This window comes from Streptomyces sp. NPDC047453 (assembly GCF_040643155.1).
In the GTDB taxonomy this organism is placed as follows: Bacteria; Actinomycetota; Actinomycetes; order Streptomycetales; family Streptomycetaceae; genus Streptomyces.
The window spans coordinates 146,438-170,561 of the sequence record NZ_JBEYTS010000003.1 but is presented as its reverse complement, the minus strand read 5'-3'; the positions used below and the strand labels follow the sequence as shown (position 1 = coordinate 170,561).

General features: G+C 72.1%; 24 protein-coding genes and 5 pseudogenes. 14 read left to right on the top strand and 15 right to left on the bottom strand.

Annotation, left to right across the window (positions count from 1 at the left end; translation table 11 throughout):
- Positions 1 to 49: 49 nt before the first annotated feature.
- The gene (locus ABZ818_RS05055) at positions 50 to 1,018 is read right to left on the bottom strand and encodes an acetylxylan esterase (RefSeq protein WP_361410942.1); all 969 of its coding nucleotides are present in this window, start codon (positions 1,016 to 1,018) and stop codon (positions 50 to 52) included.
- A 115-nt stretch (positions 1,019 to 1,133) separates the two neighbouring features.
- The gene (locus tag ABZ818_RS05050; RefSeq protein ID WP_361411186.1) at positions 1,134 to 1,535 is read right to left on the bottom strand and encodes a MarR family winged helix-turn-helix transcriptional regulator; all 402 of its coding nucleotides are present in this window, start codon (positions 1,533 to 1,535) and stop codon (positions 1,134 to 1,136) included.
- Between the two features lie 358 nt (positions 1,536 to 1,893).
- On the opposite strand from ABZ818_RS05050, the gene ABZ818_RS05045 reads away from it, so the two are divergent.
- Together ABZ818_RS05045 and ABZ818_RS05040 are read left to right on the top strand one after the other, a co-directional pair.
- Complete coding sequence (locus ABZ818_RS05045; RefSeq protein ID WP_361410939.1) at positions 1,894 to 2,721, top strand: putative protein N(5)-glutamine methyltransferase; 828 nt, start codon at positions 1,894 to 1,896, stop codon at positions 2,719 to 2,721.
- 121 nt (positions 2,722 to 2,842) lie between these two features.
- Positions 2,843 to 3,678: pseudogene (locus tag ABZ818_RS05040) on the top strand (IS200/IS605 family accessory protein TnpB-related protein); the annotation flags it as partial.
- On the opposite strand, the pseudogene ABZ818_RS05035 reads toward ABZ818_RS05040, so the two are convergent.
- Positions 3,677 to 3,928, bottom strand: a pseudogene (locus ABZ818_RS05035) (PAS domain-containing protein); the annotation flags it as partial. The pseudogenes ABZ818_RS05040 and ABZ818_RS05035 sit on opposite strands and share 2 nt — an antisense overlap.
- Before the next feature lie 307 nt (positions 3,929 to 4,235).
- Between ABZ818_RS05035 and ABZ818_RS05030 the strand changes: the two are divergent.
- From ABZ818_RS05030 to ABZ818_RS05020, 3 genes are all read left to right on the top strand, one after another.
- On the top strand, positions 4,236 to 4,607 hold the full coding sequence (locus ABZ818_RS05030; protein WP_361410936.1) for a hypothetical protein: 372 nt from the start codon (positions 4,236 to 4,238) through the stop codon (positions 4,605 to 4,607).
- Between the two features lie 77 nt (positions 4,608 to 4,684).
- On the top strand, positions 4,685 to 6,700 hold the full coding sequence (locus ABZ818_RS05025; protein WP_361410933.1) for an NADPH-dependent 2,4-dienoyl-CoA reductase: 2,016 nt from the start codon (positions 4,685 to 4,687) through the stop codon (positions 6,698 to 6,700).
- A 65-nt stretch (positions 6,701 to 6,765) separates the two neighbouring features.
- A complete protein-coding gene (locus tag ABZ818_RS05020) occupies positions 6,766 to 7,317 on the top strand; it encodes a PadR family transcriptional regulator (RefSeq protein ID WP_361410930.1) in 552 nt (183 codons plus the stop codon).
- Positions 7,318 to 7,369: 52 nt separating this feature from the next.
- Here ABZ818_RS05020 and ABZ818_RS05015 read toward each other — a convergent pair whose 3' ends face one another.
- Positions 7,370 to 8,014 carry a hypothetical protein gene (locus ABZ818_RS05015; protein WP_361410928.1) on the bottom strand — a complete coding sequence of 215 codons (645 nt, stop codon included), beginning with the start codon at positions 8,012 to 8,014 and terminating at the stop codon, positions 7,370 to 7,372.
- 346 nt (positions 8,015 to 8,360) lie between these two features.
- Positions 8,361 to 9,371: a fibronectin type III domain-containing protein gene (locus ABZ818_RS05010; protein WP_361410925.1), complete on the bottom strand. Its 1,011-nt coding sequence runs from the start codon at positions 9,369 to 9,371 to the stop codon at positions 8,361 to 8,363.
- 396 nt (positions 9,372 to 9,767) lie between these two features.
- Here ABZ818_RS05010 and ABZ818_RS05005 point away from each other — a divergent pair, with 396 nt between their 5' ends.
- The gene (locus ABZ818_RS05005) at positions 9,768 to 10,571 is read left to right on the top strand and encodes a glycoside hydrolase family 75 protein (protein WP_361411184.1); all 804 of its coding nucleotides are present in this window, start codon (positions 9,768 to 9,770) and stop codon (positions 10,569 to 10,571) included.
- Here ABZ818_RS05005 and ABZ818_RS05000 read toward each other — a convergent pair.
- The 4 genes from ABZ818_RS05000 to ABZ818_RS04985 all read right to left on the bottom strand — a co-directional run bounded on the left by ABZ818_RS05000 (position 10,556) and on the right by ABZ818_RS04985 (position 13,773).
- On the bottom strand, positions 10,556 to 10,966 hold the full coding sequence (locus ABZ818_RS05000) for a PTS fructose transporter subunit IIA (RefSeq protein WP_361410923.1): 411 nt from the start codon (positions 10,964 to 10,966) through the stop codon (positions 10,556 to 10,558). The genes ABZ818_RS05005 and ABZ818_RS05000 overlap by 16 nt on opposite strands.
- 1 nt (position 10,967) lies before the next feature.
- Complete coding sequence (dhaL, locus tag ABZ818_RS04995) at positions 10,968 to 11,573, bottom strand: dihydroxyacetone kinase subunit DhaL (protein ID WP_361410920.1); 606 nt, start codon at positions 11,571 to 11,573, stop codon at positions 10,968 to 10,970.
- Positions 11,574 to 11,617: 44 nt separating this feature from the next.
- The gene (gene dhaK, locus ABZ818_RS04990) at positions 11,618 to 12,610 is read right to left on the bottom strand and encodes a dihydroxyacetone kinase subunit DhaK (protein WP_361410917.1); all 993 of its coding nucleotides are present in this window, start codon (positions 12,608 to 12,610) and stop codon (positions 11,618 to 11,620) included.
- Positions 12,611 to 12,999: 389 nt separating this feature from the next.
- On the bottom strand, positions 13,000 to 13,773 hold the full coding sequence (locus ABZ818_RS04985) for a polysaccharide deacetylase family protein (protein WP_361410915.1): 774 nt from the start codon (positions 13,771 to 13,773) through the stop codon (positions 13,000 to 13,002).
- A 207-nt stretch (positions 13,774 to 13,980) separates the two neighbouring features.
- Here ABZ818_RS04985 and ABZ818_RS04980 point away from each other — a divergent pair, with 207 nt between their 5' ends.
- The gene (locus tag ABZ818_RS04980) at positions 13,981 to 14,169 is read left to right on the top strand and encodes a hypothetical protein (protein ID WP_361410912.1); all 189 of its coding nucleotides are present in this window, start codon (positions 13,981 to 13,983) and stop codon (positions 14,167 to 14,169) included.
- A gap of 117 nt (positions 14,170 to 14,286) precedes the next feature.
- Positions 14,287 to 14,718, top strand: coding sequence for a DUF5707 domain-containing protein (locus ABZ818_RS04975; protein WP_361410909.1), 432 nt, complete (start codon positions 14,287 to 14,289; stop codon positions 14,716 to 14,718).
- Positions 14,719 to 14,804: 86 nt separating this feature from the next.
- Here ABZ818_RS04975 and ABZ818_RS04970 read toward each other — a convergent pair whose 3' ends face one another.
- The gene (locus ABZ818_RS04970; RefSeq protein WP_361410906.1) at positions 14,805 to 16,325 is read right to left on the bottom strand and encodes a catalase; all 1,521 of its coding nucleotides are present in this window, start codon (positions 16,323 to 16,325) and stop codon (positions 14,805 to 14,807) included.
- Positions 16,326 to 16,430: 105 nt separating this feature from the next.
- On the opposite strand from ABZ818_RS04970, the pseudogene ABZ818_RS04965 reads away from it, so the two are divergent.
- Positions 16,431 to 17,054 (top strand): annotated as a pseudogene (locus tag ABZ818_RS04965) (ABC transporter permease); the annotation flags it as partial.
- A gap of 225 nt (positions 17,055 to 17,279) precedes the next feature.
- Here the strand turns inward: ABZ818_RS04965 and ABZ818_RS04960 are convergent.
- The 3 genes and pseudogenes from ABZ818_RS04960 to ABZ818_RS04950 form a co-directional block, all read right to left on the bottom strand.
- Positions 17,280 to 17,723 (bottom strand): annotated as a pseudogene (locus tag ABZ818_RS04960) (glycosyltransferase); the annotation flags it as partial.
- Between the two features lie 24 nt (positions 17,724 to 17,747).
- Positions 17,748 to 18,191: pseudogene (locus ABZ818_RS04955) on the bottom strand (sortase); the annotation flags it as partial.
- Positions 18,188 to 18,535, bottom strand: a complete 348-nt coding sequence (locus ABZ818_RS04950) for a sortase-dependent protein (protein WP_361410903.1) — start codon at positions 18,533 to 18,535, stop codon at positions 18,188 to 18,190. The pseudogene ABZ818_RS04955 and the gene ABZ818_RS04950, both read right to left, overlap by 4 nt.
- Before the next feature lie 236 nt (positions 18,536 to 18,771).
- Here ABZ818_RS04950 and ABZ818_RS04945 point away from each other — a divergent pair, with 236 nt between their 5' ends.
- The gene (locus ABZ818_RS04945) at positions 18,772 to 19,116 is read left to right on the top strand and encodes a DUF6343 family protein (protein WP_361410901.1); all 345 of its coding nucleotides are present in this window, start codon (positions 18,772 to 18,774) and stop codon (positions 19,114 to 19,116) included.
- Between the two features lie 18 nt (positions 19,117 to 19,134).
- On the opposite strand, the gene ABZ818_RS04940 is transcribed toward ABZ818_RS04945, so the two are convergent.
- Positions 19,135 to 20,271: a PP2C family protein-serine/threonine phosphatase gene (locus tag ABZ818_RS04940; protein WP_361410899.1), complete on the bottom strand. Its 1,137-nt coding sequence runs from the start codon at positions 20,269 to 20,271 to the stop codon at positions 19,135 to 19,137.
- A gap of 144 nt (positions 20,272 to 20,415) precedes the next feature.
- On the opposite strand from ABZ818_RS04940, the gene ABZ818_RS04935 reads away from it, so the two are divergent.
- From ABZ818_RS04935 to ABZ818_RS04920, 4 genes are all read left to right on the top strand, one after another.
- A complete protein-coding gene (locus tag ABZ818_RS04935; RefSeq protein WP_361410896.1) occupies positions 20,416 to 21,312 on the top strand; it encodes a hypothetical protein in 897 nt (298 codons plus the stop codon).
- 63 nt (positions 21,313 to 21,375) lie between these two features.
- Positions 21,376 to 21,555: a hypothetical protein gene (locus ABZ818_RS04930; protein WP_361410893.1), complete on the top strand. Its 180-nt coding sequence runs from the start codon at positions 21,376 to 21,378 to the stop codon at positions 21,553 to 21,555.
- The gene (locus ABZ818_RS04925; protein WP_361410890.1) at positions 21,552 to 21,983 is read left to right on the top strand and encodes a DUF4240 domain-containing protein; all 432 of its coding nucleotides are present in this window, start codon (positions 21,552 to 21,554) and stop codon (positions 21,981 to 21,983) included. Before ABZ818_RS04930 ends, ABZ818_RS04925 begins: the two co-directional genes overlap by 4 nt.
- 152 nt (positions 21,984 to 22,135) lie before the next feature.
- The gene (locus tag ABZ818_RS04920) at positions 22,136 to 23,164 is read left to right on the top strand and encodes a 6-phosphofructokinase (protein ID WP_361410887.1); all 1,029 of its coding nucleotides are present in this window, start codon (positions 22,136 to 22,138) and stop codon (positions 23,162 to 23,164) included.
- Between the two features lie 19 nt (positions 23,165 to 23,183).
- On the opposite strand, the gene ABZ818_RS04915 is transcribed toward ABZ818_RS04920, so the two are convergent.
- Positions 23,184 to 24,047 carry a universal stress protein gene (locus ABZ818_RS04915; RefSeq protein ID WP_361410885.1) on the bottom strand — a complete coding sequence of 288 codons (864 nt, stop codon included), beginning with the start codon at positions 24,045 to 24,047 and terminating at the stop codon, positions 23,184 to 23,186.
- Positions 24,048 to 24,124 lie beyond the last annotated feature (77 nt).

The following is a 24,124-nucleotide window of genomic DNA, read 5'->3' as shown; positions in this document are numbered from 1 at the left end:
CGCCCACCAGCGGCTGCCGGGCTCGGCGTTTCAGGGCCGCCCCGGTGCGTCAGGCGTACGACCGCAGCCAGCGGAGCTTGGCCGCCTCCTGGTAGGGGCCGCCGCCCTCGTGGTCGTTGAAGTCGTACACCTCGATCCGCTTGTCCTCGTGCGCCCAGGCGTTGAACGCGGCGTACACCGTGGAGGGCGGGCAGGTCTGGTCCTCCAGGGCCGCCGAGAAGAACGCGGGCGCCCGGCCGCGGGCGGCGAAGTGCACGCCGTCGAAGTACGACAGCGTGCGCAGGGCGTCCTCGGTGCGGCCCCGGTGGGTCTTGAGGTAGAGGCCGATCTCGCGGTACGGGTGGCGGTCGGTCAGCGTGGTCCCGCGCGGGTAGTCGCACAGGAACGGCACGTCCGGCGCGATCGCGACCAGGTCCGGCACCAGACCTCCCACTGCGATCGTGATGCCGCCGCCCTGGCTCTCGCCGATCGCCACGGTCCGCCCCGCGTCGGTCAGCGGGTGCGAGCGCGCCGCCTCGACCGCCCGCACCGCGTCGGTGAACACGCGGCGGTAGTAGTAGTTCTCCGGCGCGTCCAGACCGCGGGTCATGAAGCCGGGGTACGCCGGAGCGCCGCCGACCGGGTCGGGGGTGCCGCCCCCGCCGCCCCAGGCGCTGCCCTGCCCGCGTGTGTCCATCACGAAGTGCGCGCGGCCCGTCGACGCCCACAGCAGGTGTTCGTGCGGCAGGCCGCGCCCGCCGCCGTAGCCGACGAACTCCACGACCAGCGGCAGCGGCGCGTCGACCCGCGCGGGCAGCGTCAGCCAGCCCTTGACCGGGTGCCCGCCGAAGCCGGCGAAGGTCACGTCGTACACCTTCACCGTCGCCAGTCCCGCGTCCACCAGGTCGAACCGGGCGTCCAGGTCGTGCTCGCGGGCCTCCTGGAGCGTCTTGGACCAGAACGCGTCGAAGTCCTCGGGCTCGACGGACGAACTGCGGTACTCGCGGAGCTCGTCGGGGGGAAGGTCGAACAGGGCCATCAACAACCGCCTTCGCGAAGAGACTGTGGAGGTGACACCGTACGGCCCCGGTGCGGCCCGCCGTCAGTCCAGGCGTTCGATCCCGATGCGGTTCCGGGGGCTGCCTGCGGACGCGTCAGGCGCCGTCCTCGTCGCGGCCGTGCCAGGCGTTGTAGCGGGTCAGGTAGCCCGCGAAGCGTTCGAGGTCGTCCTCCGGCCAGCCGGCCAGGCGCTCGCGGAAGGCCGCACGGCGGCTCTCGGTGACCCGGGCGAGGATGCGCCGGCCGGCGGCCGTCAGGTGGAGCACCTGGACGCGGTGGTCGCCGGGGTCGGTACGGCGCTCGACGAGGCCGGCGCGTTCCAGGGCGGACACCTGCCGGCTGACGGTGGACTTGTCCAGCGCGTAGTGGGCGGCCAGGTCGGTGGCCCGGCAGCCGCCGCTCTCCTCCAGATGCCCGAGCAGCGTGTACGACACCAGCGACAGCTCGGGGTGCATGCGTCCCGCCGAGGCCCGGGCCCGGCGGGCGAAGACCGTCATCTCGTGGTGGATGGTCTCGACGGCCGTGTCCCCGGCGGGCGTCCGCCGCGTGACGGCGCTCTCGTCCGGTTCTGTCGCTGCGGTCACTGAATGCCTCCCCTGCTCTTCCGGTTGCATACTACAACTGACCTGGGGTGATGCGGGCCGGCTGCCGCAGAGGGCGAAGAGGGGGCCGGTGTCCGAGCGTTGGGGTAGGGTGACCTGCGGCCGTGGAGGGTCCCGGTCGCAGGAAGCCGAGGAGGTGAGACCCATTACCGCTGTGTCAGGTCGGGTGCTCTCCCCTCGCGACGGCGCGGATCACCGTCGGTAGGTGACCGCGGGAGCGCCCTCTTCGGCTCCCGAAAGGCCTCGGCATTCCATGCCCGAACTCCCTCCCTCGTCTCCTTCTTCCGCTTCTTCCGCTTCCCCGCCTGCCGGTTCTCCGCGTGCCGGGGTGGTCGCCGCGCTGCGCGCCGCCGGCTGCGTGTTCGCCGAGGAGGAGGCGGAACTGATCCTCACCGGCGCGCGCACACCGCGGGAACTCGCCGCCCTGGTGGAGCGGCGCGTCGCCGGATTCCCCCTCGAACAGGTCCTCGGCTGGGCCGGGTTCCACGGTCTGCGGATCGCCGTGGAGCCGGGTGTCTTCGTACCGCGACGCCGTACCGAGTTCCTGGTCGACCAGGCGCTGGCCCGGTCCCCGGAGGCGTCCGTCGTCGTGGACCTGTGCTGCGGCTCGGGCGCGGTGGGCGTGGCGCTGGCCGCCACGCTCGGTCCGGTGGAACTGCACGCCGCCGACATCGACCCGGCCGCAGTGCGCTGCGCCCGGCGCAACGTCGTCCCCAGAGGCGGCACGGTGCACGAGGGGGACCTGTTCGACGCGCTCCCCGGCAGTCTGCGGGGCCGTGTCGACATCCTCGCCGCCAACGTGCCCTACGTCCCCACGGGTGAGGTCGGCCTCCTGCCGTCCGAGGCCCGCGACCACGAACCGCTGGTCGCCCTGGACGGTGGCGCCGACGGCCTCGACGTCCTGCGCCGTGTCACCGCCGAGGCCCCCGACTGGCTCGCCCCCGGCGGCTGCCTCCTCGTCGAGACCAGCGAACACCAGGCCCCACAAGCCCTCGACACCTTCACCCGAGCCGGCCTGATCACCCACCTGGCCGTATCGGAAGACCTCAGCGCAAACGTCGTGACAGGCACCAAGCACTGACCGCGCCACGCGACCTCGGCGCCGCCCGGCCCGGTGGGCCGCCAGGCCGCGGCGCCCAGCCGTGCAGGCTGGGCTGCCCGTCGGTGGCCTGCCGGGCTTCTGCGCCCGTCGGCTGGCGAGCTGGGAGGCCGAGAGGTGGTTCCTGCAGGCCGATGGCGAGTCCGGCAAGCGGTACGGCAACGAGACGATCCGCATCACCCCCGGCGGTGGGGTGAGCATCAAGCTTCCGGCCGCCCTGGCTGGGCTGGCGAACGCGCCGCACGGCCGGTACGTGCTCGCCGGCCGTGTTCGCTTCCGCCACCGGGAAGAAGAGTGCGACCGCATCGCCGTGAACCGTGCGGTGGCCTACCGCATCCACTACGACACCGACCGAGACCGCTGGTACGTGACCGCCTGCTGGCAGAAGCCGCCCGTGCGGACCGTGCCATTGGAGACTGCTCGTGCGGGTGGGCTGGTCGGGGTGGACATGAACGTCGACCACCTGGCCGCCTGGCGCCTGGACGGGCACGGCAACCCCGTCGGCAAACCCCGCCGCTTCGACTACCAGCTGACCGGTAGCGCACAGCACCGCGACGCACAGGTCCGGCATGCCCTGATCCGTCTGCTGCACTGGACGGCGCGGCACGGTCTGGCCCTTGCGATCGAGGCCTGGACTTTGCCGCGGAGAAGACCCGGGAGAAACACGGCAGACGCAAGCGGTTCCGGAAGCTGATCTCCGGGATGCCGACCGCCAGGCTGCGGGCGCGGCTGGTGTCGATGGCGGCCGAGCTGGGCGTCACCGTTGTCGCGGTCGACCCGGCCTACACCAGCCGCTGGGGTGCCCAGCACTGGCAGAAACCGCTGACCACCACCACGCGCAAGCCTACGCGGCACGATGCTGCCGCCGTGGCGATCGGAAGGCGCGCCCTGGGATGCCCGATCCGGCGTCGGACGGCACCGCCCCCGCACGACCGGGCACGTCCGAGAACAGCCCGACCACCAGGTCGAGGTGCTGCTCGTGGACCATGAGCCGGGCCGCGTACCGCCCCAGCGCCTCCTGCGCCGAGTAGCCGAAGAGCTCCGCGGCCTGCGGGCTCCACAGCACGATGCGTCCCTGGGTGTCGAGGACCACCGAGGCGACGCCCAGCACGTCGAGCAGTCCGCTCGGCCGTGCCGGACGGACCGCCGGCTCCTCGCCCTCGGCCGAGGGAGTCCCGGAAGCAGTCATCCCACGCACCGCCTTCGCCCGTCCGCGCGGCCCGCCGCCCCGGTGCCGGCGCCTCTGCCGTACCGCGCCCGCGCCCGTCTCCGAGGCGGCCCGTTGCTTCCCTCCACCATCCCCCACCGCAAGGGCTCCTTCGTGCCGAATCGGCCGGAAGGAGCGATGCCCGGGCAGGCGGGCAGGCAGGTGAGCAGGCAGGCGGCAGGCGGCGGTGGTGTTCTGCCGGGAAACGGTGCTTTGCTGGTTTTTGCGAGTGGATGGCCGCGCGGAGGGAACTTCGTGCGGTACCCCGGCCACGAGAGGAGTGATCGTGATGGTGAGCGAGCCGGTGCACCCCGAATCCGTCTCGGTGGAGCTGAGCGGATGCAGCAAGGAAGACGCCCGGACCGTGTTCGACGCACTGTGTGCCTGCTTCTCCTCCGATCGGTGCGCGGACGACGTGCCCCGCGACTACGACGAGGTGCGCCCGACCGTATGGCTCGGCACGTTCGACGTGGCCGAGGAACATGGGGCGGACCGCGGGCCCAGCCGGCTCGATGCGTCCGTCACGGCCGACGTGCAGGGCGGCTACTGGGCGATCGACCGTTTCCGCACCACCCTGGACTCCCTGTTCACCGTCCAGGACCTGTGCATGGCCTCCGGTGATCAGGAGCGCGAACTCCACGTCCGTCTGGAAAGCCGCTGACGCCGGCCGCCGAGGAGGCCCCGGGGGGTTTATGCAACTAGTTGCATAAACCCCCGGGGTCCTCTACAACTACGGACATGAGCCGTTACCCCCATCTGCTGCGCCCGCTCGATCTGGGCTTCACCACGCTGCCGAACCGCGTCCTCATGGGCTCGATGCACGTCGGCCTGGAGGAGGCCGACCGTGGCTTCGAGCGGATGGCGGAGTTCTACGCCGCCCGGGCCCGCGGCGGAGTGGGGCTCATCGTCACCGGCGGCATCGCCCCCAACGAGGAAGGGCGGCCGTACGAGGGCGGCGCGAAGCTCACCACCGAGCAGGAGGCCGAGCGGCACGCGACCGTCACCGCCGCCGTGCACCGCGAGGGCGGCCGGATCGCCCTCCAGATCCTGCACTTCGGCCGCTACGCCTGCCACCGCGACCTGGTCGCCCCCAGCCCCCTCAAGGCTCCCATCAGCCCGTTCGTGCCCCGCGAGCTCACCGACGCCGACGTCGAGCGGACCATCGACGACTACACCCGCACCGCCCGCCTCGCCCGCCGGGCCGGCTACGACGGCGTCGAGATCATGGGCTCCGAGGGCTACCTCGTCAACGAGTTCATCGCCGCGCGGACCAACCACCGTACCGACCGCTGGGGCGGCTCCTACGAGAACCGGATGCGCTTCCCGGTCGAGATCGTGCGCCGGGTGCGCGAGGCCGTCGGCGAGGACTTCGTCATCATCTACCGGCTGTCGATGCTGGATCTCGTGCCCGACGGCTCGACCCTGGGCGAGGTCGTCACGCTCGCCGGGGCCGTCGAGGCCGCCGGGGCGACCCTCATCAACACCGGCATCGGCTGGCACGAGGCCCGTATCCCCACCATCGCCACCTCCGTACCGCGCGGCGCCTACGCGTTCGCGACCAAGAAGCTGATGGGCCGGGTCTCCATCCCTCTCATCACCACCAACCGCATCAACACCCCTGAAGTCGCTGAGCAGTTGCTCGCCGACGGGTACGCCGACATGGTCTCCGTGGCCCGTCCGATGCTCGCCGACCCCGACTTCGTCGCCAAGGCCGCCGCCGGCCGCCCCGAGGCCATCAACACCTGCATCGGCTGCAACCAGGCCTGCCTCGACCACACCTTCAGCGGGCAGATCACCTCCTGTCTGGTCAACCCGCGCGCCTGCCACGAGACCGAGCTGGTCCTGTCCCCGACCCGGCGGCGCAAGCGGGTCGCCGTGGTCGGCGCCGGACCCGCCGGGCTCGCCTGCGCGGTCTCGGCCGCCGAACGCGGCCACCTGGTCACCCTGTTCGACGCGGCGGGCGAGATCGGCGGACAGCTCAACGTGGCCCGCAAGATCCCCGGCAAGCAGGAGTTCGGCGAGACGCTGCGCTACTTCCGCCACCAGCTCGACGCACACGGCGTGGACGTACGGCTGAACACCCGGGTGAGCGCGGGCGATCTCGCGGACTACGACGAGACCGTCGTCGCCACCGGCGTCACCCCGCGCACCCCCGACATCCCCGGCGTCGGCCACCCGAGCGTCCTCGGCTACCTCGACGTACTGCGCGACGGCGCACCCGTCGGCGACCGGGTGGCGATCCTCGGCGCCGGTGGCATCGGCTTCGACGTGGCCGAGTACCTCACCGACGGCGGTGACAAGGCGAGCGAGGACCCGGCAGCGTACTTCCGGCTCTGGGGAGTCGACATGGACCAGCGCGCGCCCGGCGGACTCACCGCGTCGCAGCGGCCCGCGCCGCCGCGCACGGTGCACCTGCTCCAGCGCAGGACCACCAAGGTCGGCGCCGGCCTGGGTAGGACGACCGGCTGGATCCACCGCACCGAACTCAGGCACCGCGGGGTCACCATGGTGCCCGGTGTGCGCTACGACCGGATCGACGACCGGGGCCTGCACATCACCGTCGACGGCACGAGCACGGTCCTGGAGGTGGACACGATCGTGCTGTGCACCGGGCAGGAGCCGCGACGCGACCTGTACGAGGAACTGGTCGCCGCCGGGCGCCGCGCGCACCTGATCGGCGGCGCGGACGAGGCCGTCGAACTCGACGCCAAGCGCGCCATCAAGCAGGGCACGGAACTGGCGGCGGCCCTGTAGGAGGCAACCGGTAGCGGCCCCGCCGAGCCGGGGCGGGTGCGCCTCCTGTTCCTAGGATGATCCCCATGTCACTTCCGCACGCGATCCTCACCGCCCTGCTCGAAAAGCCGTCGTCGGGGCTCGAGCTGACGCGCCGCTTCGACAAGTCGATCGGTTACTTCTGGTCGGCGACGCATCAGCAGATCTATCGCGAGCTGGGAAGACTGGAGGCCGACGGCCTCATCCGCGGCCTGCCGGCGAAGGAGCCGGCCCGCGGGCAGAAGAAGGACTACGAGGTACTGCCGGCGGGCCGCGCGGAACTGGCCCGCTGGACCGCCGCCTCCCAGGAGCCGAAGCGGCACCGCGACGCCCTGCTGCTGCGGCTGCGCGCCGCGGCCGTGGTGGGCACCGCGGGCCTTCGGGCCGACCTCGGGCGCCATCTGGAACTGCACGAGCGGCAGTTGGCGGAGTACCGGGAGATCGAGGAGCGCGACTTCCCGCCCGGCAAGGACAGTCCCGAGGACCGGTTGCGGCACCTGGTCCTGCGGGCCGGTATCGACCTGGAGACCTTTTGGACGCAGTGGTTCCGGCACGCGCTGGAGGAGTTCACCGAACTGCCGGGCCAGGGCCCGGAGTGAGGACGGTCGGCCTCGGTGGGGTGGTCGGAACGGGCGCGGCCGGGAGGGGCGGTCAGAACCGGGACAGCTTCGAACGGCGGCGCAGCACCCACCCGGTGGCGAGCACGGCCGCCCCGACCAGGGTCCCGCCGACCGCGAGCGTGAGGGGACCGTAGTCCTTGACGCCCCCGCCCACGCCGCCCAGCACACCCCGGGTCGGCACGGCCGTGGGCGCGATGTTCGGCGCGTAAGGTCCGACATTCGGCGCGTACGGTCCGACATTCGGCGCGTACGTGGGCACGGCATTCGGGGCGTACGTCTGCCGGGACTTGGGAGCGGCCGTCGCGGTGGCGCGGCCGCCGGTGACGGCGATGGTCTGCGTGCCCGCCATGATGTTGTTCGCGCAGACGACGGCCACGGTGTAGGTGCCCGGGCTCACGCTCTGCCAGGCGGCGGACTGGCCGCCGGCCGTCCCGGTGAGCGCCACTTGGCGCCCCTGCGTGAAGTTCGTCTGGCCCGGGGTGAGCAGCGAGGCCGTGCCCCAACGGCCGCTGACCTGGCTGCACACGCTGGTCGTCACGGACACTGTCGAGCCGTTGGCGGTGACGGATATCCCGGTACCGGCGGCGTCGGCTGGGCCGGCGGCGAGACCGAGTGCGAGTACGGCGACCGTCGCGGCGACGGCTGCGGAAGGAGAGGGTGGCTGAGTGTGGCTCATGGGACTGTCCTCCGGCGGCACGGTCGGCGGACCATCCCATGTGCCGCCGGAGATAGGGGATTCGCCCGTGCCGCCTCGGGGCCAGCCAACGTCCCGCGGCGGCCGCCCGCATGCGGGGCGCGTCCGTACGGGTGGGCGCCGCCCGGCCGGTCGACGCCCGGTCGGGTGCTTCGGGCCGGCCGGTGGTTATCGCGCTGTCGGGTGCTTGGAGCTGCCAGTCGTCACCGCGTGGTCGGGTGCTCCGGGCTCGCCGGTCGTCACCGCCCGGACGGGTCTTGGGGCTGCCCGTTCGTCGCTGCCCGAACGGGTCCCGGGGCTGGCCCGTGCGTCGCCGCCCGGACGGGTCTCACGGCTTCCCGGTCGTCACCGAGCGCTCGGGTGAGAAGCCGCCCCAGGTGCCGTCCGGGAGCATCGCCCGGATCCGCACCCGGTGGCCGACCCCGGCCTCACGCCCCAGGTAGAAGCTGTACGAGGCCTTCTCGCGCGGTGCCGTGCCGCCCCAGACGAGTGACGTGGCCGGCTGTCCGTCCAGCTGGATCTGGTACTGCGTCACCACACCGTCGGTGCGCGGCGGCACCCAGCTCAGATCGAGGTAGTACGCCCCGTTCACCCGGTGGGTGGTGGCGCGGAAGGGGGACGGTGCGGTGGCCCGGCCGTCGTCGGAGCCCGGCGCGGTGGTGAGCCGGACGGTGGCGCCGGCGGGGGAGAGGTTGTCGGCCGCGTCGCGGGCCCGCACGGTGAACGCGTAGGAGGTGCCCGGCCGCAGGCCGGTGACCACCGCGGCGGTCTGGCTGCCGCCGACACTGTGGATCTTCGTTCCGCCCTGGTAGACGTCGTAGGACACCACGCCCCGGTCGTCCGTCGAGCCGGACCAGGACAGTTGGACGGCCCGGCTGCCCACCGCCCGGCCGCGCACGTCGAGCGGGCGGCTGGGAGCCGAGTGGTCGGCCGGGGCGGCGGCCGGTGTCGTCGCACGCACAGACCGGCTGCGCGGGCCGAGCCGGCCGTCGGTGCCCCGCGCCCGTACGGTGAAGACATACGTGGTCGACGGGCTGAGCCGGGTGACGTCCACCATGTGCTCCCGAGCCGGTACGGCCTTCACTTTCGTGGTGCCGCGGTACACCTCGTACCCGCCGATGTCCGAGGCCGCGGGCAGCCCGTTCCACATCACGTGCACGCTGGTGGCGCTCCCCGCGGCGGCGGTGACGCCGGTCGGCGCGCCGGGCAGCCGGCCGCCCTCCCCGTCGTCCGCGACACTCCGGCCGCAGGCGGCGAGCAGCGCCAGCGCGCCGCACAGCACCACGACACGCCCGGGCGCGCGGAGGCGGCGGGAAGCGGGAGCGGGAACGCGTCGCACGGGTCTGCCTCCCGGGAACGGCGGCGTGGACGGCCCGGACGCCGCACGGACAATGGTCCGGACCAATATGGCGCGTTGACGGGAGCGCATCAAGGGGGCCGCGGTTGGCGGGAGTCGCGGGGCGTTACGTATGCTGAAGTTCCTTCCGGGCTGAACCACCCTGTACAGCAGGGGAGTTCATGCCGTGGCGCGGGCAGCTGTCGTCGCTGCCTCCCGCGTCGTCACGGGCGGCCCGGGGGCCGGTTCGGCATGGATCCAGGTCCCCGGCCGTCCGATGGGTGGTGCGGGTCATGCGCCGTCCGTTCCCCTAACGTGGGCCGCGCGACCGTTTTCTCCGCAATTCACCCCCCTTTGGGGTGAATGCCTGCCAATGTCCCCGAGGAGAGGGGCCCCATGGTGCGTGCCCAGTCGCTGACGCTCGTTGCGGCGAGTGCCGCCCTGCTCGCTCCCACGACGCTCCCGACCCCGACCGTGCCGTACGCGTACCGCATCCGGGGGGAGCCCGCGGCGCGCACCCGGGCGGATCCCGCGGCGCGCGGCGAGCGCGCTGTCCAGGCCGCCGACCTGCTGGCCAGGGTGCGTGACTGCACACGAGTCTCCCGCGGCCGCTACCGCCTCGACGCCGGGCGGCCAGCCACCGTCCCGGTGTGCGGGCTGCCGGGCGCCGTCTTCTGGAAGGCCGACATGGACATCGACTGCGACGGACGGCCCACCGTCCGCTGCAACCGCCGCACCGACCGGCAGTTCTCCCCGACCGCGGCCTACGAGCAGTCCAACGGCCACCGCCTGGACGCCGCACGGCTGCCGTACGTCGTCCTGCCCGCCCCGAGCGGCATCTGGGACCACCGCGCCCACGACGTGGGCGGGGGATCGGTCGCGGCCGTCGTCTACCGGGACCGCGTGCAGTACGCGGTCGTCGGCGACATCGGGCCACGCGAGATCATCGGCGAGGCCTCCTACGCCACCGCCCTGCGCCTCGGCATCCCCGCCGACCCCAACGGCGGCGGGGTCCGCTCCGGCGTGACCTACATCGTCTTCGAGCACTCCCGGATCAGCTCCATCGAGGACCACGCGGCCGCCGTGGCCACCGGCGAGCGGCTGGCACGCCGACTGGTGAACGGCGGGACGGCTACGGCACAGGCGGACGACCCGCGCCTTCCGCCCCGTGCCGCCCCGGACGCTCCTCACACCTTCCGGTAGCCGTACGCCTCCGAGGCCGCCGCCTCCACGGCGTCCAGGTCGGCTCCCGCCGCCGCCGTGACCACCGCGGCGACCGCGCCCTCGACGAACGGGGCGTCCAGCAGCCGTGTGTTTTCGGGCAGTTCGTCACCCTCGGCGAGCAGCGCCTTCACGGTGAGCACCGCGCTGCCGAGGTCGGTCAGCACGGCGACCCCGGCACCCCGGTCCACGGACGCCGCCGCGGCGGAGACCAGTTCCGCACTGGTGCCCAGCCCGCCGTCCTCCCGGCCGCCGGCCGCGGCCACCGGAACGCCCGCCGCCCCGCCCGCCAGCCCTCTCGCCAGCTCGACCACCGAGGACGCCACCTCGGCGCTGTGCGACACCAGCACGATCCCGACCACCTTCTCGCCGCTCACGTCACACCTCCGCCGCGGCGGCGTCGGCCAGTGCCGCGATCAGCAGGGCGGACGAGGTGGCCCCCGGGTCCTGGTGCCCGATGCTGCGCTCACCCAGATAGCTCGCCCGGCCCTTCCGGGCCAGCAGGGGTGTGGTCGCCCCGGCACCCGCCTCGGCGGCGGCGCGGGCCGCCGCGAAACCGTCACCGAGCGCGTCCACCGCCGGAACCAGTGCGTCGATCATGGTCTTGTCGCCCGGCGCGGCCCCGCCCAGCGTCATGACCCCGTCCACCCCGGCCCGCAGCGCCTCGGCGAGCTGCTTCTCGCTCACCTCGGCGGCGTCCCCGAGCGCCTTGCCGGTACGCCGCAGCAGCGTCCCGTACAGCGGCCCCGACGCGCCGCCGACCGTCGAGATCAGCTGCCGCCCGGCGAGGACCAGGATCGCGCCCGGCGTCTGCGGAGCCTCCTTCTCCAGCGCGGCCCGCACGGCCGTGAACCCGCGCTGAAGATTGCTGCCGTGGTCGGCGTCCCCGATGGGCGAGTCGAGGGCGGTGAGCCATTCCGCCTCACGGGCCACGGACGCGGCGGTCGCCGTCATCCAGCGGCGGAAGAAGTCGGCGTCGAGCACTGGATCTCCCTTGCGTGGTAGGTACGGTCGATGGGTTCGCCGACTCACCGGCCCCAGCGCAGGCCCGGTGTGCTCACCGGCGCGTCCCACAGCCGCAGCAGTTCCTCGTCGATCTGGCACAGGGTGACCGAGGCGCCGGCCATGTCCAGGGAGGTGACGTAGTTGCCCACCAGACTGCGGGCGACGGCCACACCGCGCTCGGCGAGCACCCGGTGCACCTCGGCGTTGAAGCCGTACAGCTCCAGCAGCGGGGTCGCGCCCATGCCGTTGACCAGCAGCAGCACAGGATTGCGCGGGCTCATGTCCTCCAGGATCGCGTGCACCGCGAAGTCGGCGATCTCACCCGAGGTCATCATCGGCCGCCGCTCCCGGCCCGGCTCGCCGTGGATGCCGATGCCGAGCTCCAGCTCGCCGGCCGGCAGATCGAAGGTGGGGCTGCCCTTGGCCGGGGTGGTGCAGGCACTCAGCGCGACGCCGAAGCTGCGGGAGTTCTCGTTGACCTGCCGGCCGATCGACTCCACCCGCTCCAGCGGTTGCCCCTCGTCGGCCGCGGCGCCCGCGATCTTCTCCACGAACAGGGTCGCGCCGGTGCCGCGCCGCCCGGCCGTGAACAGGCTGTCCGTCACCGCAACGTCATCGTTGACCAGCACCTTCGCGATCTGGATGCCCTCGTCCTCGGCGAGTTCGGCCGCCATGTCGAAGTTGAGTACGTCGCCGGTGTAGTTCTTCACGATGAACAGCACGCCCGCCCCGCTGTCCACGGCCGCCGCCGCCCGCAGCATCTGGTCCGGCACCGGTGAGGTGAAGACCTCCCCCGGACAGGCCGCCGAGAGCATCCCGGGCCCGACGAACCCGCCGTGCAGCGGCTCGTGCCCCGATCCGCCACCGGAGACCAGGGCGACCTTCCCCGCCACGGGCGCGTCCCGCCGCACGATCACCCGGTTCTCCACGTCGACCGTCAGCTCCGGGTGAGCCGCCGCCATACCGCGCAGCGCGTCCGCCACCACGGTCTCGGCGACGTTGATGAGCATCCTCATGGGTACCTCCTGGTGATCTTAACAAGTGTGGCCGTGACCTGCGCTTTTGCCGGTCAGGGCGCATACGGGCTGTTGTTGATCTTGGCGGTCCGTGGCGGTCGAAAGCGGTGTACGGCGGTACTGGCGCTGACTTGGTGCTGACTTTGCTGACGGGGCATCAGGAGACTCGGACGGGCGGACACGGGGAAGCCGGAGCGCTCCTACCGGCAGTATCGGCCTTGCGGCAGCGAAGGTCACCTGTGGCGACCAGTCAGGCGAACGAGAGAACGAGTGCCTACGGGCTTACCGGCCGTTCCTCAGGGTCCGCCTGCACCTGTCGGCCGCGATGATCTACGCCGCTGCCTCCGGCTGCACCGACCTCGAACGCCGCGGCCGGCCAGGGCCGGGGCTCAGCGCATCGGGAAGCCGCAGGAGTAGCCCTGCTCTTTGAGCCAGGGGAGGATCCGGCGCAGGGTCTCGACGGTCTGGGAGCGGTCGCCGCCCGCGTCGTGGAAGAGGAGCGTCGGCCCGTTGGGCACCTCCCGCTCGACGGTGGCGACGATGGCGTCCGTGCCCGGCCGCTCGAAGTCCTTGGAGTCCACGTTCCAGCCCAGCGGGCGCATGCCCCGGGTGGCCGCCAGCTTGCGGCTGTAGGGGGTGAAGGCCCCGCCGGGCGCCCGGTAGTACATCGGCCGTACGCCCCCGGACGCCTCGGTGATCATGCGTTCGGCGTCGAGTATCTGCTGCGACTGGTAGGCCTGGGACTTGGTGTCCATGGTGGTGTCGTGCGACACCGTGTGGTCGCACAGCCGGTGCCCGGCCGCGACCACCTTCTTCACGAGGTCCGGGTGGGCCTGCGCCTGTGTCCCCACCATGCAGAACGTGGCTTTCACGCCGTACTCCCGCAGCACGTCGAGCACCTGAGGGGTCCACACGGGGTCGGGGCCGTCGTCGATGGTGATGTTGACGCCACGCTCCCCCTTGTCCGAGGCGTGCGCGATGGTCACCTCCACTGGATTGGCGTCGATGCCCGGCGTGGCCGACGCGGCCGTCCGAGGCGACGGGCCGCCCACGGCACCGGCCTGCGCGGTCCACACCGAGGCACCGGCGGCCAGTACCGTCACCCCGAGCGCCGCCCCGACCACCTTGCCGTACCAGCCCCGCCCGCCGCCGTGCCGTGCCATGTCCGCCCCGCTTTCCCGCAGTTCCTCGCCGATCCCTGGTCGTCTTCCGACCACTTGGCAGGACGAGGGGCGGCGGCCACGGGATGCGTCCGTTACCGATCACGGACACTTCCGGGGGAGTTCGCGGACAACTGGGCGAGCAGCGGCCGAAACCGGGCCGGTGACGATCGGCTGCTTGCGGAGGCGTCCATCCGCATCAACATGTTTTTGTCGGCGGCCGTGCTTGTCACCACGCCGGCGCTGCGCGCGAGTTGGCTGTGGTGGTTCGGGTTGAGCGTATGTGCGGCGTTGCTTTACCGGAGGCTCGTGCAGCGGTCGCGGGCCCTCGCGGTGGTGCTGAACTCGGTCGCCACCCAGCTGATCGAGTCACCGATGACGGCAGTGACCAAGGCATGAGACGGCGAGGCCTCAGCCGGCACACCTCCCGCGACACCCCAGGGACTGAGCCCTTTCCTTCTCATCACTCAGCTCGGCTTGATCCGATCCAGTGGTGAGACGGTTACGGAGATTCCCATGTCCCGACGTGTTGCTCTGTCCGTGGTCACCGGTGTCGTTCTCCTTGGCGGTGCCGGTGCCCTCGCTCTCGCCCAGGCCGAGGAGCAGACTGCCCGCTACTCCGCTCCCGAAGGGGACCGCGACGGCTCGCTGGTCTTCGTCACCGACGTCACGGCGTCCTCCGGTGTCAAGAACGTGAAGGTGCTGGCCTGGCCGCAGCGCTCGTCCTTCGCCGAGAAGGGGCTGACCGCCGAGGACATGGCCGCCGCGGAGCCGGCCGTCTGCAAGCCCTCCGGGCAGGACACCGTGCGCTGCGCCTACACCGCCGAAGTCACCGGTGCCGACGCCGAGTCGTCCCCGCGCGGTGCCTGGCACGTCGCCGTCCTGGCCATCGCGCAGGACGGCACCACGACCTTGGACACCGAGGCAGCCGACTTCACCGTCCGGTGACCCGGACACGGATAAGGGTTGGCCCCACTGGGCTCGGTCAGGACGCAGCCCAGCAAGGTGCGCCCTGGACGGAGATTTGTCCGACGTCACGCCTTGTGCTGCATGCTGCGCCGTGCGGGGCTTCCCTGCTCAGCGGCCTTGGGATCCTTCTCGTGGGCCTTGGACCGCACGCCGTCGGCAATGCGCTTGCCGATCACCTCGTCGATGTTCGACCAGTACGTGAAGGCCCGCTCCAGGACCGGTCCGCTGACCCCGTTGAGGAGGTGCCCGACGACGTTGTCGACAAGACGGTCCCGGGCGGCGTCGTCCATGACCTGCCGGACCAGTGTGCCGGGCTGCCCCCAGTCGTCGTCCTCGTCGTGGGAGACGTATGCGGCACGGGTGATCTCGCCGTCGGCCGCCCAGCTGGGCGGCGGGCCGAAGTGGGCGGGTTCGGCCGCGGGACCGCCCTTGGAGTTGGGGGCGTACACCGGATCAGTCGTCTTCCGGTACGCCATCGCCCCGTCCTTCGAGTAGGTGTGGACGTCGACGATGGGCGCGTTCACGGGAAGCTGCTGGTAGTTGGCGCCGATGCGGTGCCGGTGGGCGTCCGCGTAGGAGAACAGCCGGGCCAGCAGCATGCGGTCCGGACTCGGCCCGATCCCGGGGATGAAGTTGTTGGGCTGGAACGCCGCCTGCTCGATCTCCGCGTGGTTGTCGGTCGGATTGCGGTCCAGGGTCATCCGGCCGACCGGTATGAGCGGATAGTCACCATGCGGCCACACTTTGGTGAGGTCGAACGGGTTGAAGCGGTAGTGCGCGGCCTCCGCGTACGGCATGACCTGCACGTACAGCGTCCAACTGGGGAAGTCGCCGTCACGGATGTGCTCGAAGAGATCGCGCATGTGGTAGTCCGTGTCGACGGCGGCCATCTGGTCACCCTCGTGCTGGGTGAAGAACTCGATCCCCTGGTCGGTCTTGAAGTGGTACTTCACCCAGAACCGCTCGCCCTTGGCGTTGAGCCACATGTAGGTGTGGGAGGTGTAGCCGTTCATGTGGCGCCAGGTGCGGGGAATGCCACGGTCTCCCATCAGCCAGGTCACCTGATGCGCGGACTCCGGCGAGAGCGTCCAGAAGTCCCACTGCATGTCGTGATCGCGCAGGTTGTTGTCCGCGCGGCGCTTCTGAGAGCGGATGAAATGCTGGAACTTCATCGGGTCCTTCACGAAGAACACCGGCGTGTTGTTGCCGACCATGTCGTAGTTGCCCACGGTGGTGTAGAACTTCACCGCGAAGCCGCGAGGGTCGCGCCAGGTGTCGGGGCTGCCCCGTTCGCCGGCGACCGTCGAGAAGCGAATGACCAGGTCGGTGCGGGTGCCCGGTTGGAATACGGCTGCCATGGTGTAGGCGCTGACGTCCTCGATCACCTCGAAGTGGCCGAAGGCGCCGCTCCCCTTGGCGTGCGGCTGGCGCTCGGGAATCCGCTCCCGGTTGAACTGGGCCATCTGCTCGATCAGGTAGGCGTCCTGCAGCAGGACCGGCCCGCCCGGGCCCAGGGTGAGAGAGTGCTCATCACTCTCCACCGGCGCGCCGGAGTCCGTCGTGGTGGCGGGATGGAACTCCGTCATAGGTCTGCCCTTTCGCTGTGCCGGGTCCTCCACTCCCTTCACTTCACGTGACCGTAGGAACCCGCACTAAACACCCCAAGTCGCACTTTATGGATGGCACAGAGCGCCGCGGTCATGACCGTCGGCACCGGCGACAACGGCGTCTACGTCACCCCGCGCAACGCCCCCGCGGCGCCCGTCGACCGGGTCGACGTACGCCTCGCGAACGGTGCCGGTACGGGCACCGTGGCCGCCGGTCTCCGGGAGGCGGTGCGGGTGTCGGGCGGGCAGGTCCTCACCCGGGACGCCTGGATGCGGGAGACGTACCCCCCCCAGAGCGACCGGACCACCCGGTCGGGCTTCTTCCTGGTCCTCGGGATCGCCCTCCTCGACACCGGCATCTCACTGGCCAACACCATGGTCATGGCGACCTCCGACCGGGTCCGCGACCTGGCCGTGCTACGGCTGGCCGGGGCCACCACGTGGCAGGTGCTGCGGCTGATCGGCGCCGAGGCGCTGATGGTGGTCACGGTCGGCGGAGTGCTGGGAGCGCTGGTCGCCGGGCTCAACTTGACGGGCATGTGGGCCGCGCTGGGCCTGCTCTCGGTGGGGACGTCCATCGAGATGCCGTGGACGGCGCTCGCGGCGGCCATGGGCGCCTGCGCGGTGCTCGCCGTGATCTCGGCGGTCGTTCCGGCCGGCCTCTCCCTGCGCCGCAGGGCGGTGGAGTTGGCGGGCGTACGTGAGTGACCGGCCGGCACCGGCCGACGGCAGGAGGTCTCGCCTTCCGGCGCCGCTCCAACCGGGCCAAGGGGCCAAGGGCATCACCCAGTCCGGCGACGTACGCGTCGCGGGACTGGGCGTCGGCCGCCATCCGCTGCCAACGGCGGCCGAGTCCATCGCCGACTCCGACGGGCGACGCTGTACTCGGCGCCGTTGTAGCCGGCGGACAGGGATACCTGAAGGCGCTCCCCGTCAGACCAGGGCCGGAAGGCCGAGGATGAGATCGGCGGCGGCGGTCCGGCCGCCCGCGGCGCGCTGGAGCGCGCCGATCCGTTCCGCGTTCTCGTGGAAGGACGGTTCGCTCAGAACCCGGGTGAGCTTGTCCACGACGTCGTCGACGACGATGGTCTCCGGGTGGTCGAGGGTCAGGCTCACCCTGGAGTCCCGGCCGCGTACCGCCTGGTCGTAGCAGTGCGCCCACAGGGGGCGCACGACCAGCGGCTTGCCGAAATAGAGGCCCTCGTGGAAGCCGTTGCCGCCGCCGTGAGTGAAGAACACCTTGACGCCGGGGTGGGCGAGGACGTCGAGCTGGGAGGGTACCCAGCTCTCGATGCGCAGCTCATCGGCCGCCGGCAGCAGATGCTGCTGTTCGGCGGGCAGCTTCCACAGCACCTGGTGCTCGCCCGCCAGCCGGCGGTGCGCCTGTGTGCCGTTCTCCAGGCGGGCGATGATCGTCTCGCCGGTCCGCAGCCGGTCCAGGTGACGGAAGACTCCGTCGCCGTAGGAACCGACCGTGACATGGCCGAGGACGACCGACGGCCCGAGCTGCCCCGGTGTCGGCGAGTACCGGTACCAGCCCGCCTGGTCGTGTGTGGTGACCGGGGGGACCTGCATGGTGCCGTCCGGTTCCAGACCGAGGCTCAGCAGCGGGGTGTCGACCCCGATGGCCGGGATCCGGAGCCGGACCGGGACCGAACGCAGCAGGGGGCGTGGGGAGCCGACGCCCGGCGTGACGTCTCCGGTGTCCGGAGTGCCGCCGCGGGTGCCGGCGCGGGCGCCGGTGGGATGGACGGTCGCGGACCGGCCGTTCCCGTTGTCACCGCAGCCCGCGAGCAGCGCGGTCAGCGCCGCGGTGCCGAACGCGCGCCTGGAGAGCGGCGTCATGCCCCGGTCGCCCGGCGGCGGCGGACGACGAGCACGGCCCCGCCGGCCATGACGAGCGCCACGACGACGCCGCCGCCGATCAGGCCGTCCCGGGAGCCGGATTCCTGGGCGGGGGTGGTGACACCGGTGTCGGGCGCCCCCGCCGGCACCGCGCGGACCTGGCTACGGGCCGGGGCGCGGGTCGGTTCGGCGACCGGCGCGGGGGTCGCGGAGTCGGCCTCCGCGGGGGTGGCGGCCCTGGTGGGGACCGGGGAGGGAGCGGCCCCGTCGGCGAAGGCGGGTGCGGTTCCCGCCAGCACGGCGGTGCAGGCAACCGCCGCGGCGGTGAGGATGGTTCGGCGCATCGGATCGCTCTCTTTCGTCGGCGCCCGCCGGTCGGCGGGCGGTTGTGGATCGAGCGGAGAGACGAGGCGGGGCGGGAGCAGGTTGTAAAGGAATGACAAAGTCGTGTTCCGGTCGTCCGGCATGCGGCTGCCGGGCCGCGGGCTGCCGTTTCAGCGCCGGGCAGCAGGAAACCCCGACCGCTCGGGACCACTGGATGCGGGAAGGCACCGCTCTCGAAACCGTGAGGAACGAAGCCATGAGCGGAACGAATCCGGGTCGTCATGAGGAAAGGGCGACCCGAAGGGACTCCGGAACGATCGGCCGCCGCTCCCCCCGGACCGGCACGGAACCGGTGACCGCGCAGAGCCCGCTCGGACTGCGCCTGCTTCTGTCAGGCGTGTTCGTCCCGGTCTTCGCCGCGGCGACCGCCTACTTCGCGGTGTGGGCGGCGGACTCGGGGCCCGGTGACAGCCCTGGACCCGGCCCACTGACCGCCATCGCCGTGGTGTGCGGGGTGCTCGCCCTCTTTGCGATGGTCGATCTGGTGGTCGTCGCGCGGCGGCTCAGGCGTGAACGAGGCACCGCCTCGACCACACGTTGAGCGGCCGGCCTGATCCTGCTATCCCGGTTGTGCGTCCCGCGCGACGGACGGGTGTCGCTGCGGCGGCGTGTGCATGACTGCGATGGCCGCGGCATCGTCGGCGAGCCGGCCCCCCACGTGTGCGAGGAGGTCGCCGCGTAGGCGCCGGAGCACGTCGCCGGGCGTGCGATCACTCCACGTGGCGAGACGTTCGGCGAGCCGGTAGAAGGCGCCGGACTCGTCGCGGGCCTCGACAACGCCGTCGGTGTACAGCAGCAGCAGGCCGTCCTCCTCGAAGGGGAAGGTGTCGAGGACGTACTGGCCGTTGTTGAACTCGCCGAGCCCGAGCGGTGGCGCCGACTCGCTGCGGTTGAGCGGCTCCACGGTGCCGCCGTGCAGCATCAGCGGCGGGGGGTGTCCGCAGTTGACCACGTGGACGCAGCCGCCGTGGTCGGGGAAGTCGAGGAGCACCGCCGTGATGAAGCGCTCGTCGCCGTTGTCTCCGCCGCTGTGCGGATCCCATCTGACGCTGCCGTCCAGGTGTGCCGCGAGGGCGGGCAGGGACGCCTGGCGGTAGGCGAATCCGTAGAAGGACCCGAGCAGCATCGCGGCGTCCCCGACCGCCGCCAGCCCCTTGCCCCGGACGTCGCCGATGAGGAGCCGGGTGCTGGTGCTGGTACGTGCCGCGGCGTACAGGTCACCGCCGATCTGTGCCTCGGCCTCGGCGGCGAGGTAGACCGAGGCGACCGTGAGTGGCCCGATGCGGTCCGGCAGCGGCCGCAGCAGGACCTTCTGCGCGGTCTCGGACACGGACCGCACCTGGCTCAGCACGCGCCTGTGCCGGTCGCGTACGGCCGTGAAGACGACCACCACGATCGCGCCGGCGGCCAGCGCGGCGATCCCCGCGCTCCGGCTCGCGTCCCCCAACGTGTGCTGGAGTGAGGCCACCGTGACGCGGGCGCCCACGGCCAGGACACTGACCAGCGCGGTGAGTCGGGGGCCGGCGAACGTGGCGCTGACGGCGGGCGCCGCCATCAGCAGCGGTCCGAGTTCCACGTACGGCGGAGTCAGCGCGTCCGCGAGGGAGATCACCGCGATCAGCGCGAACGGCAAGGCCACGAGGGCACGCTGCCCCCGCGCCCCCTCGAAGATGCCACTGGCTCCCACGTCCGTCATAGGGCCCTCACTGTGTGGCATGCGGCGCCGCGCAAGGCTGGTGCCGCCGGGCCATGGGTCCGGCCACCGTTCGAATCTATAAAAGGCCTATATCAGACCGTACAGTGACAAAATCTACAGGCCGGATGATGGGTGGAGGGAAAGGTGGACTGGGACGCTGTCGTCGACGAGCTGTACGGCCTTCCGCCGGGCGACTTCACCGCCGCCCGCGACGAGCGGGCCAAGGCCGCCCGTGCGGCAGGCGATCGCGAGCTGGCCTCCCGAATCCGTCGTCTGCGCCGCCCCACCCTGGCCGCGTGGGCCGGCAACCTGCTGGTGCGCGAGCGGCCGGACGAGGTCGAACGGCTGCTGGAGCTGGGTGCGGCGCTGAGGCGGGCCCACCAGGATCTGGACGGCGGGCAGCTCCGGGAGCTTTCGGCGCGGCAGCACCGGCTCACCTCCGCCTTGGCCCGGCAGGCCGGCCGGCTGGCGGCCCTGGCCGGGCAGCGCATCGGCGACGACACCCGGCAGGAGGTCCAGGACACCCTGCACGCGGTACTGGCCGATCCCGAGGTGGCCGAGCAGTGGGCGGAAGGGCGCCTGACGAAGCCGCTGAGCGCCCCGGTCGGCTTCCCCGCCTTTCTCTCAGACACCGAGGAAGCCCCGGCCATCGGCCGCACCCGGCCCGCCGGCAAGGTGGCCGACCTGGACGCCGCGCGCGTCCGGCGCCGCGAGCAGCAAGAGCAACTTGAGCGAGCCCGGCAGCTGGCCGCGGACACCGAGCGGGAGCTCCACGACCGTGAGGACGAGCTGGCCGCCGCCAAGGAGGAGCGGAGCCGGGCGGAGGAAGAGCAGCAGCGGGCCGAGCAGCGCGTCACCGAGCTGTCCCGGCAACTCGAACACGCCGAACGTGAGCAGCAGGTGGCCGGGGAAGCCGCCCACAAGGCCCGCGACCGCACACGGGACCTCGACGGGACGGTGCGTGAGGCCCGGCGCCGGGCCAAGGGTGCCGCAGCCCGTGCCCGGAAGCTCGCCGAACAGACACAGCAGCACAAGAGGTGAGAGAAAGGCGCTCAAGAAGCCTCCCACTTGGCCGCGGGCCGACATGGACAGGACCATGTCGCCATGGCTGATCACCTCCATCCCGCGCCGCCGGCGGTAGTGCGGCTCACGCACTACACAGAGGCCGAGAAGAAGGAGATCCTCGGCGACGGCACCGACCCCTTCGGCGTCGCGTACGCAGGATGTCGTTCCCCATGTGACAGGGCGCCGTTGTCACTGCCGTGCGTCATGGTCTGCCCGTGAACGAGAGCGCCTTCTGGCAGCTCATCGACGACTGCACACCGTCCGCTCCGGACCCGGACGCGGAACAACTGGCCGCGGCGCTGACGGACCGTCTCTCCGCGGGGACACAGGCGACGGTCGTCGGGTTCGCCGAGCAGCTGTCATGGGCCCTCTACCGGCTGGACCGCAAGGAGTACGGGCACGACCTGCCGGGCGACAGCTTCCTCTGCACCCGCGCAGCCGTCGTGGCCGCCGGCCGGGACGCGTACGCAGTGGTACTCCGCGACCCGCGCCTGTTCGCCCCGTACGCGGAAGACGTCGTCCGGGCGGAGAGCCTGCTCCACGTGCCGGACGAGGATTACCGGCGGGTCACCGGCGAGGAGTGGGATCGCGGCACCCGCTACTCCCACGAGTCCTACTCGAACTCCGCCGGGTGGGCCGACGCGTAGAGACCGAGGGAACGCTCCCGCACCCTGCGGCATGGCACCCGTGACGACGTCTCGCGCGCGCCGGTCACGTGGGCCGGGCGTGCGGCGGACCGTGCCGTGCGGCCTGTGGCCGGTGGGTCCAAGCTGGGAGGGAGAGCTGCGAGGGAGAGGCCATGCGGGTGGGAGTGCTGACCGGAGGCGGCGACTGCCCCGGTCTGAATGCGGTGATCCGCAGCGTCGTACGCAAGGGCGCGCAGGAGTACGCCTGGGAGTTCGTCGGGATCGCGGACGGCTGGGGCGGCGCCGTCAAGGGCGTCACCCGTCCCCTGGACGTCGCGGCAGTGCGCGGGATCCTGCCACTCGGCGGCACGATCCTCGGTTCCTCCCGCACCAACCCGCTCCGGCTCGACGGGGGCATCGACCGGATCCGCGAGACCCTCCGCGCGCACGAGATCGACGCTCTCGTCGTCATCGGAGGCGAGGACACGCTCAGCGTCGCGAGCGCGCTGTCCGACGCGGGGGTCGACCTGGTCGGCGTGCCCAAGACCATCGACAACGACGTGGGCGGCACCGACTACACCTTCGGCTTCGACACCGCGGTCGGCATCGCGACCGAAGCCATCGACCGCCTGCACACCACCGCGGAGTCGCACAAGCGCACGCTGGTCGTCGAGGTGATGGGGCGCCACTCGGGCTGGATCGCCCTGCACGCGGGCGTCGCGGGCGGCGCGAACGCCATTCTCATCCCGGAGGTGGAGTTCGATCTCGACCGGGTGTGCGCCTGGGTGGAGGGGCGTTTCGAGATCAACTACGCGCCGATCGTCGTCGTGGCGGAGGGGGCCGTCCCACGGGCCGGGCAGATGGTGGTCAAGGACGAGTCGCGCGACGAGTTCGGGCACGTGCGCCTGTCCGGGATCGGCGACTGGCTGGCCCGGGAGCTGGAGAGCCGTACCGAGAAGGAGGCGCGTACGACGGTGCTCGGCCACGTCCAGCGGGGCGGCACGCCGTCCGCCTACGACCGGTGGCTCGCCACCCGCTTCGGTCTGCACGCCGTGGAGGCCCTCAGGGACCGCGCCTTCGGCACGATGGTGGCCCTGCGCGGCACGGACGTCGTACGCGTCCCGCTCGCGGACGTGGCGGGCACGAACAAGAGGGTCCCCATGGAGCTGTACGAGGAGTTCGACGTCTTCTTCGGCACTTGAGGTGCGGTCTGACGTGCGGTCACCCGTGGGGCACGACGACCACCGGGCAGTGGGAGTGGTGCAGGACGGCGTGGGCCACGGGACCCAGCCGCTGCTCGGCCGCCCGCGGGCTCGCGTGCCGGCCGACGACGAGCAGACCGGCCCGCCGCGAGGCGTGCACCAGCGCGTAGGCCGGGTGGAGCAGGACGACGTCGGGCAGCACGGAGACGTCCGGATACCTCCTGCGCGGCTCCCGGAGGACGTCGGACAGCCGCTGGACCTCCCCGTCCTCCCACGTCGCCCGGTCCTCCTCGGGCACCGCGAGCGCGGTCCAGAGCGGGGCGCCGGCGAGGGACCACGCGTGCACGGCCCGCAACCGGGCCTCACGGAGTCGAGCGGCACCGAAGGCGAAGTCCAGAGGGGACCCGGCCGCCGTGCGGACGTCGTCGACGCCCACGGCCACCTCCGCCTCGTGCAGGGCGGCGGCGGGAGGCCGGGGCACGACAGCCACGGGACAGGGCGCGCAACTCGCCACCGCCAGCGCTGTCGAACCCACCGTGAGGCCGTCGAATCCGCCGTCCCCCCGAGCCCCGACGACGAGGAGCTCGGCCGTCCGGGCAGCGGAGAGCAAGGCGGCCGGGGCGGAGCCGGCCACCTGCACGCCGCTCATCGCCACACCCGGACTCCCCGCGGCGAGACCCGCCTCGGCGCGCCCCAGCACCTCCTCGCCGGACCGCTGCCAGGAGAGGGCGACCGGTGGATCCGCGAAGTCATCGGCGGGGGCGGGCACGGCGTGCACCAGACGAAGCTCCAGATCGCGGCGGGCCGCCTCCTCGGCCGCCCACTCGCCCGCGACGAGGCTCTCCCGGGACGCGTCGATCCCGGCCACGAGGAATCGGGTCATCCGGTCCTCCTTGCGGGCCGAAGCACCATTGTGGACGGGCCGTGACGGCGCCACCAGCCGGACCGGCCGGGCTCCCG

Bases quoted from the DNA above. Each gene is read 5' to 3' on its own strand.
- ABZ818_RS04930 (WP_361410893.1), top strand. From the start codon at position 21,376: ATGGCTGATCACCTCCATCCCGCGCCGCCGGCGGTAGTGCGGCTCACG.
- ABZ818_RS04970 (WP_361410906.1), bottom strand. From the start codon at position 16,325: ATGACGGAGTTCCATCCCGCCACCACGACGGACTCCGGCGCGCCGGTG.
- ABZ818_RS04920 (WP_361410887.1), top strand. From the start codon at position 22,136: ATGCGGGTGGGAGTGCTGACCGGAGGCGGCGACTGCCCCGGTCTGAAT.
- ABZ818_RS04975 (WP_361410909.1), top strand. From the start codon at position 14,287: ATGTCCCGACGTGTTGCTCTGTCCGTGGTCACCGGTGTCGTTCTCCTT.
- ABZ818_RS04940 (WP_361410899.1), bottom strand. From the start codon at position 20,271: ATGACGGACGTGGGAGCCAGTGGCATCTTCGAGGGGGCGCGGGGGCAG.
- ABZ818_RS05055 (WP_361410942.1), bottom strand. From the start codon at position 1,018: ATGGCCCTGTTCGACCTTCCCCCCGACGAGCTCCGCGAGTACCGCAGT.
- ABZ818_RS05020 (WP_361410930.1), top strand. From the start codon at position 6,766: ATGTCACTTCCGCACGCGATCCTCACCGCCCTGCTCGAAAAGCCGTCG.
- ABZ818_RS05030 (WP_361410936.1), top strand. From the start codon at position 4,236: ATGGTGAGCGAGCCGGTGCACCCCGAATCCGTCTCGGTGGAGCTGAGC.
- ABZ818_RS05050 (WP_361411186.1), bottom strand. From the start codon at position 1,535: ATGACGGTCTTCGCCCGCCGGGCCCGGGCCTCGGCGGGACGCATGCAC.
- dhaK (WP_361410917.1), bottom strand. From the start codon at position 12,610: ATGAGGATGCTCATCAACGTCGCCGAGACCGTGGTGGCGGACGCGCTG.
- ABZ818_RS05025 (WP_361410933.1), top strand. From the start codon at position 4,685: ATGAGCCGTTACCCCCATCTGCTGCGCCCGCTCGATCTGGGCTTCACC.
- ABZ818_RS04915 (WP_361410885.1), bottom strand. From the start codon at position 24,047: ATGACCCGATTCCTCGTGGCCGGGATCGACGCGTCCCGGGAGAGCCTC.
- ABZ818_RS04945 (WP_361410901.1), top strand. From the start codon at position 18,772: ATGAGCGGAACGAATCCGGGTCGTCATGAGGAAAGGGCGACCCGAAGG.
- ABZ818_RS05015 (WP_361410928.1), bottom strand. From the start codon at position 8,014: ATGAGCCACACTCAGCCACCCTCTCCTTCCGCAGCCGTCGCCGCGACG.
- ABZ818_RS05045 (WP_361410939.1), top strand. From the start codon at position 1,894: ATGCCCGAACTCCCTCCCTCGTCTCCTTCTTCCGCTTCTTCCGCTTCC.
- ABZ818_RS04950 (WP_361410903.1), bottom strand. From the start codon at position 18,535: ATGCGCCGAACCATCCTCACCGCCGCGGCGGTTGCCTGCACCGCCGTG.
- ABZ818_RS04985 (WP_361410915.1), bottom strand. From the start codon at position 13,773: ATGGCACGGCACGGCGGCGGGCGGGGCTGGTACGGCAAGGTGGTCGGG.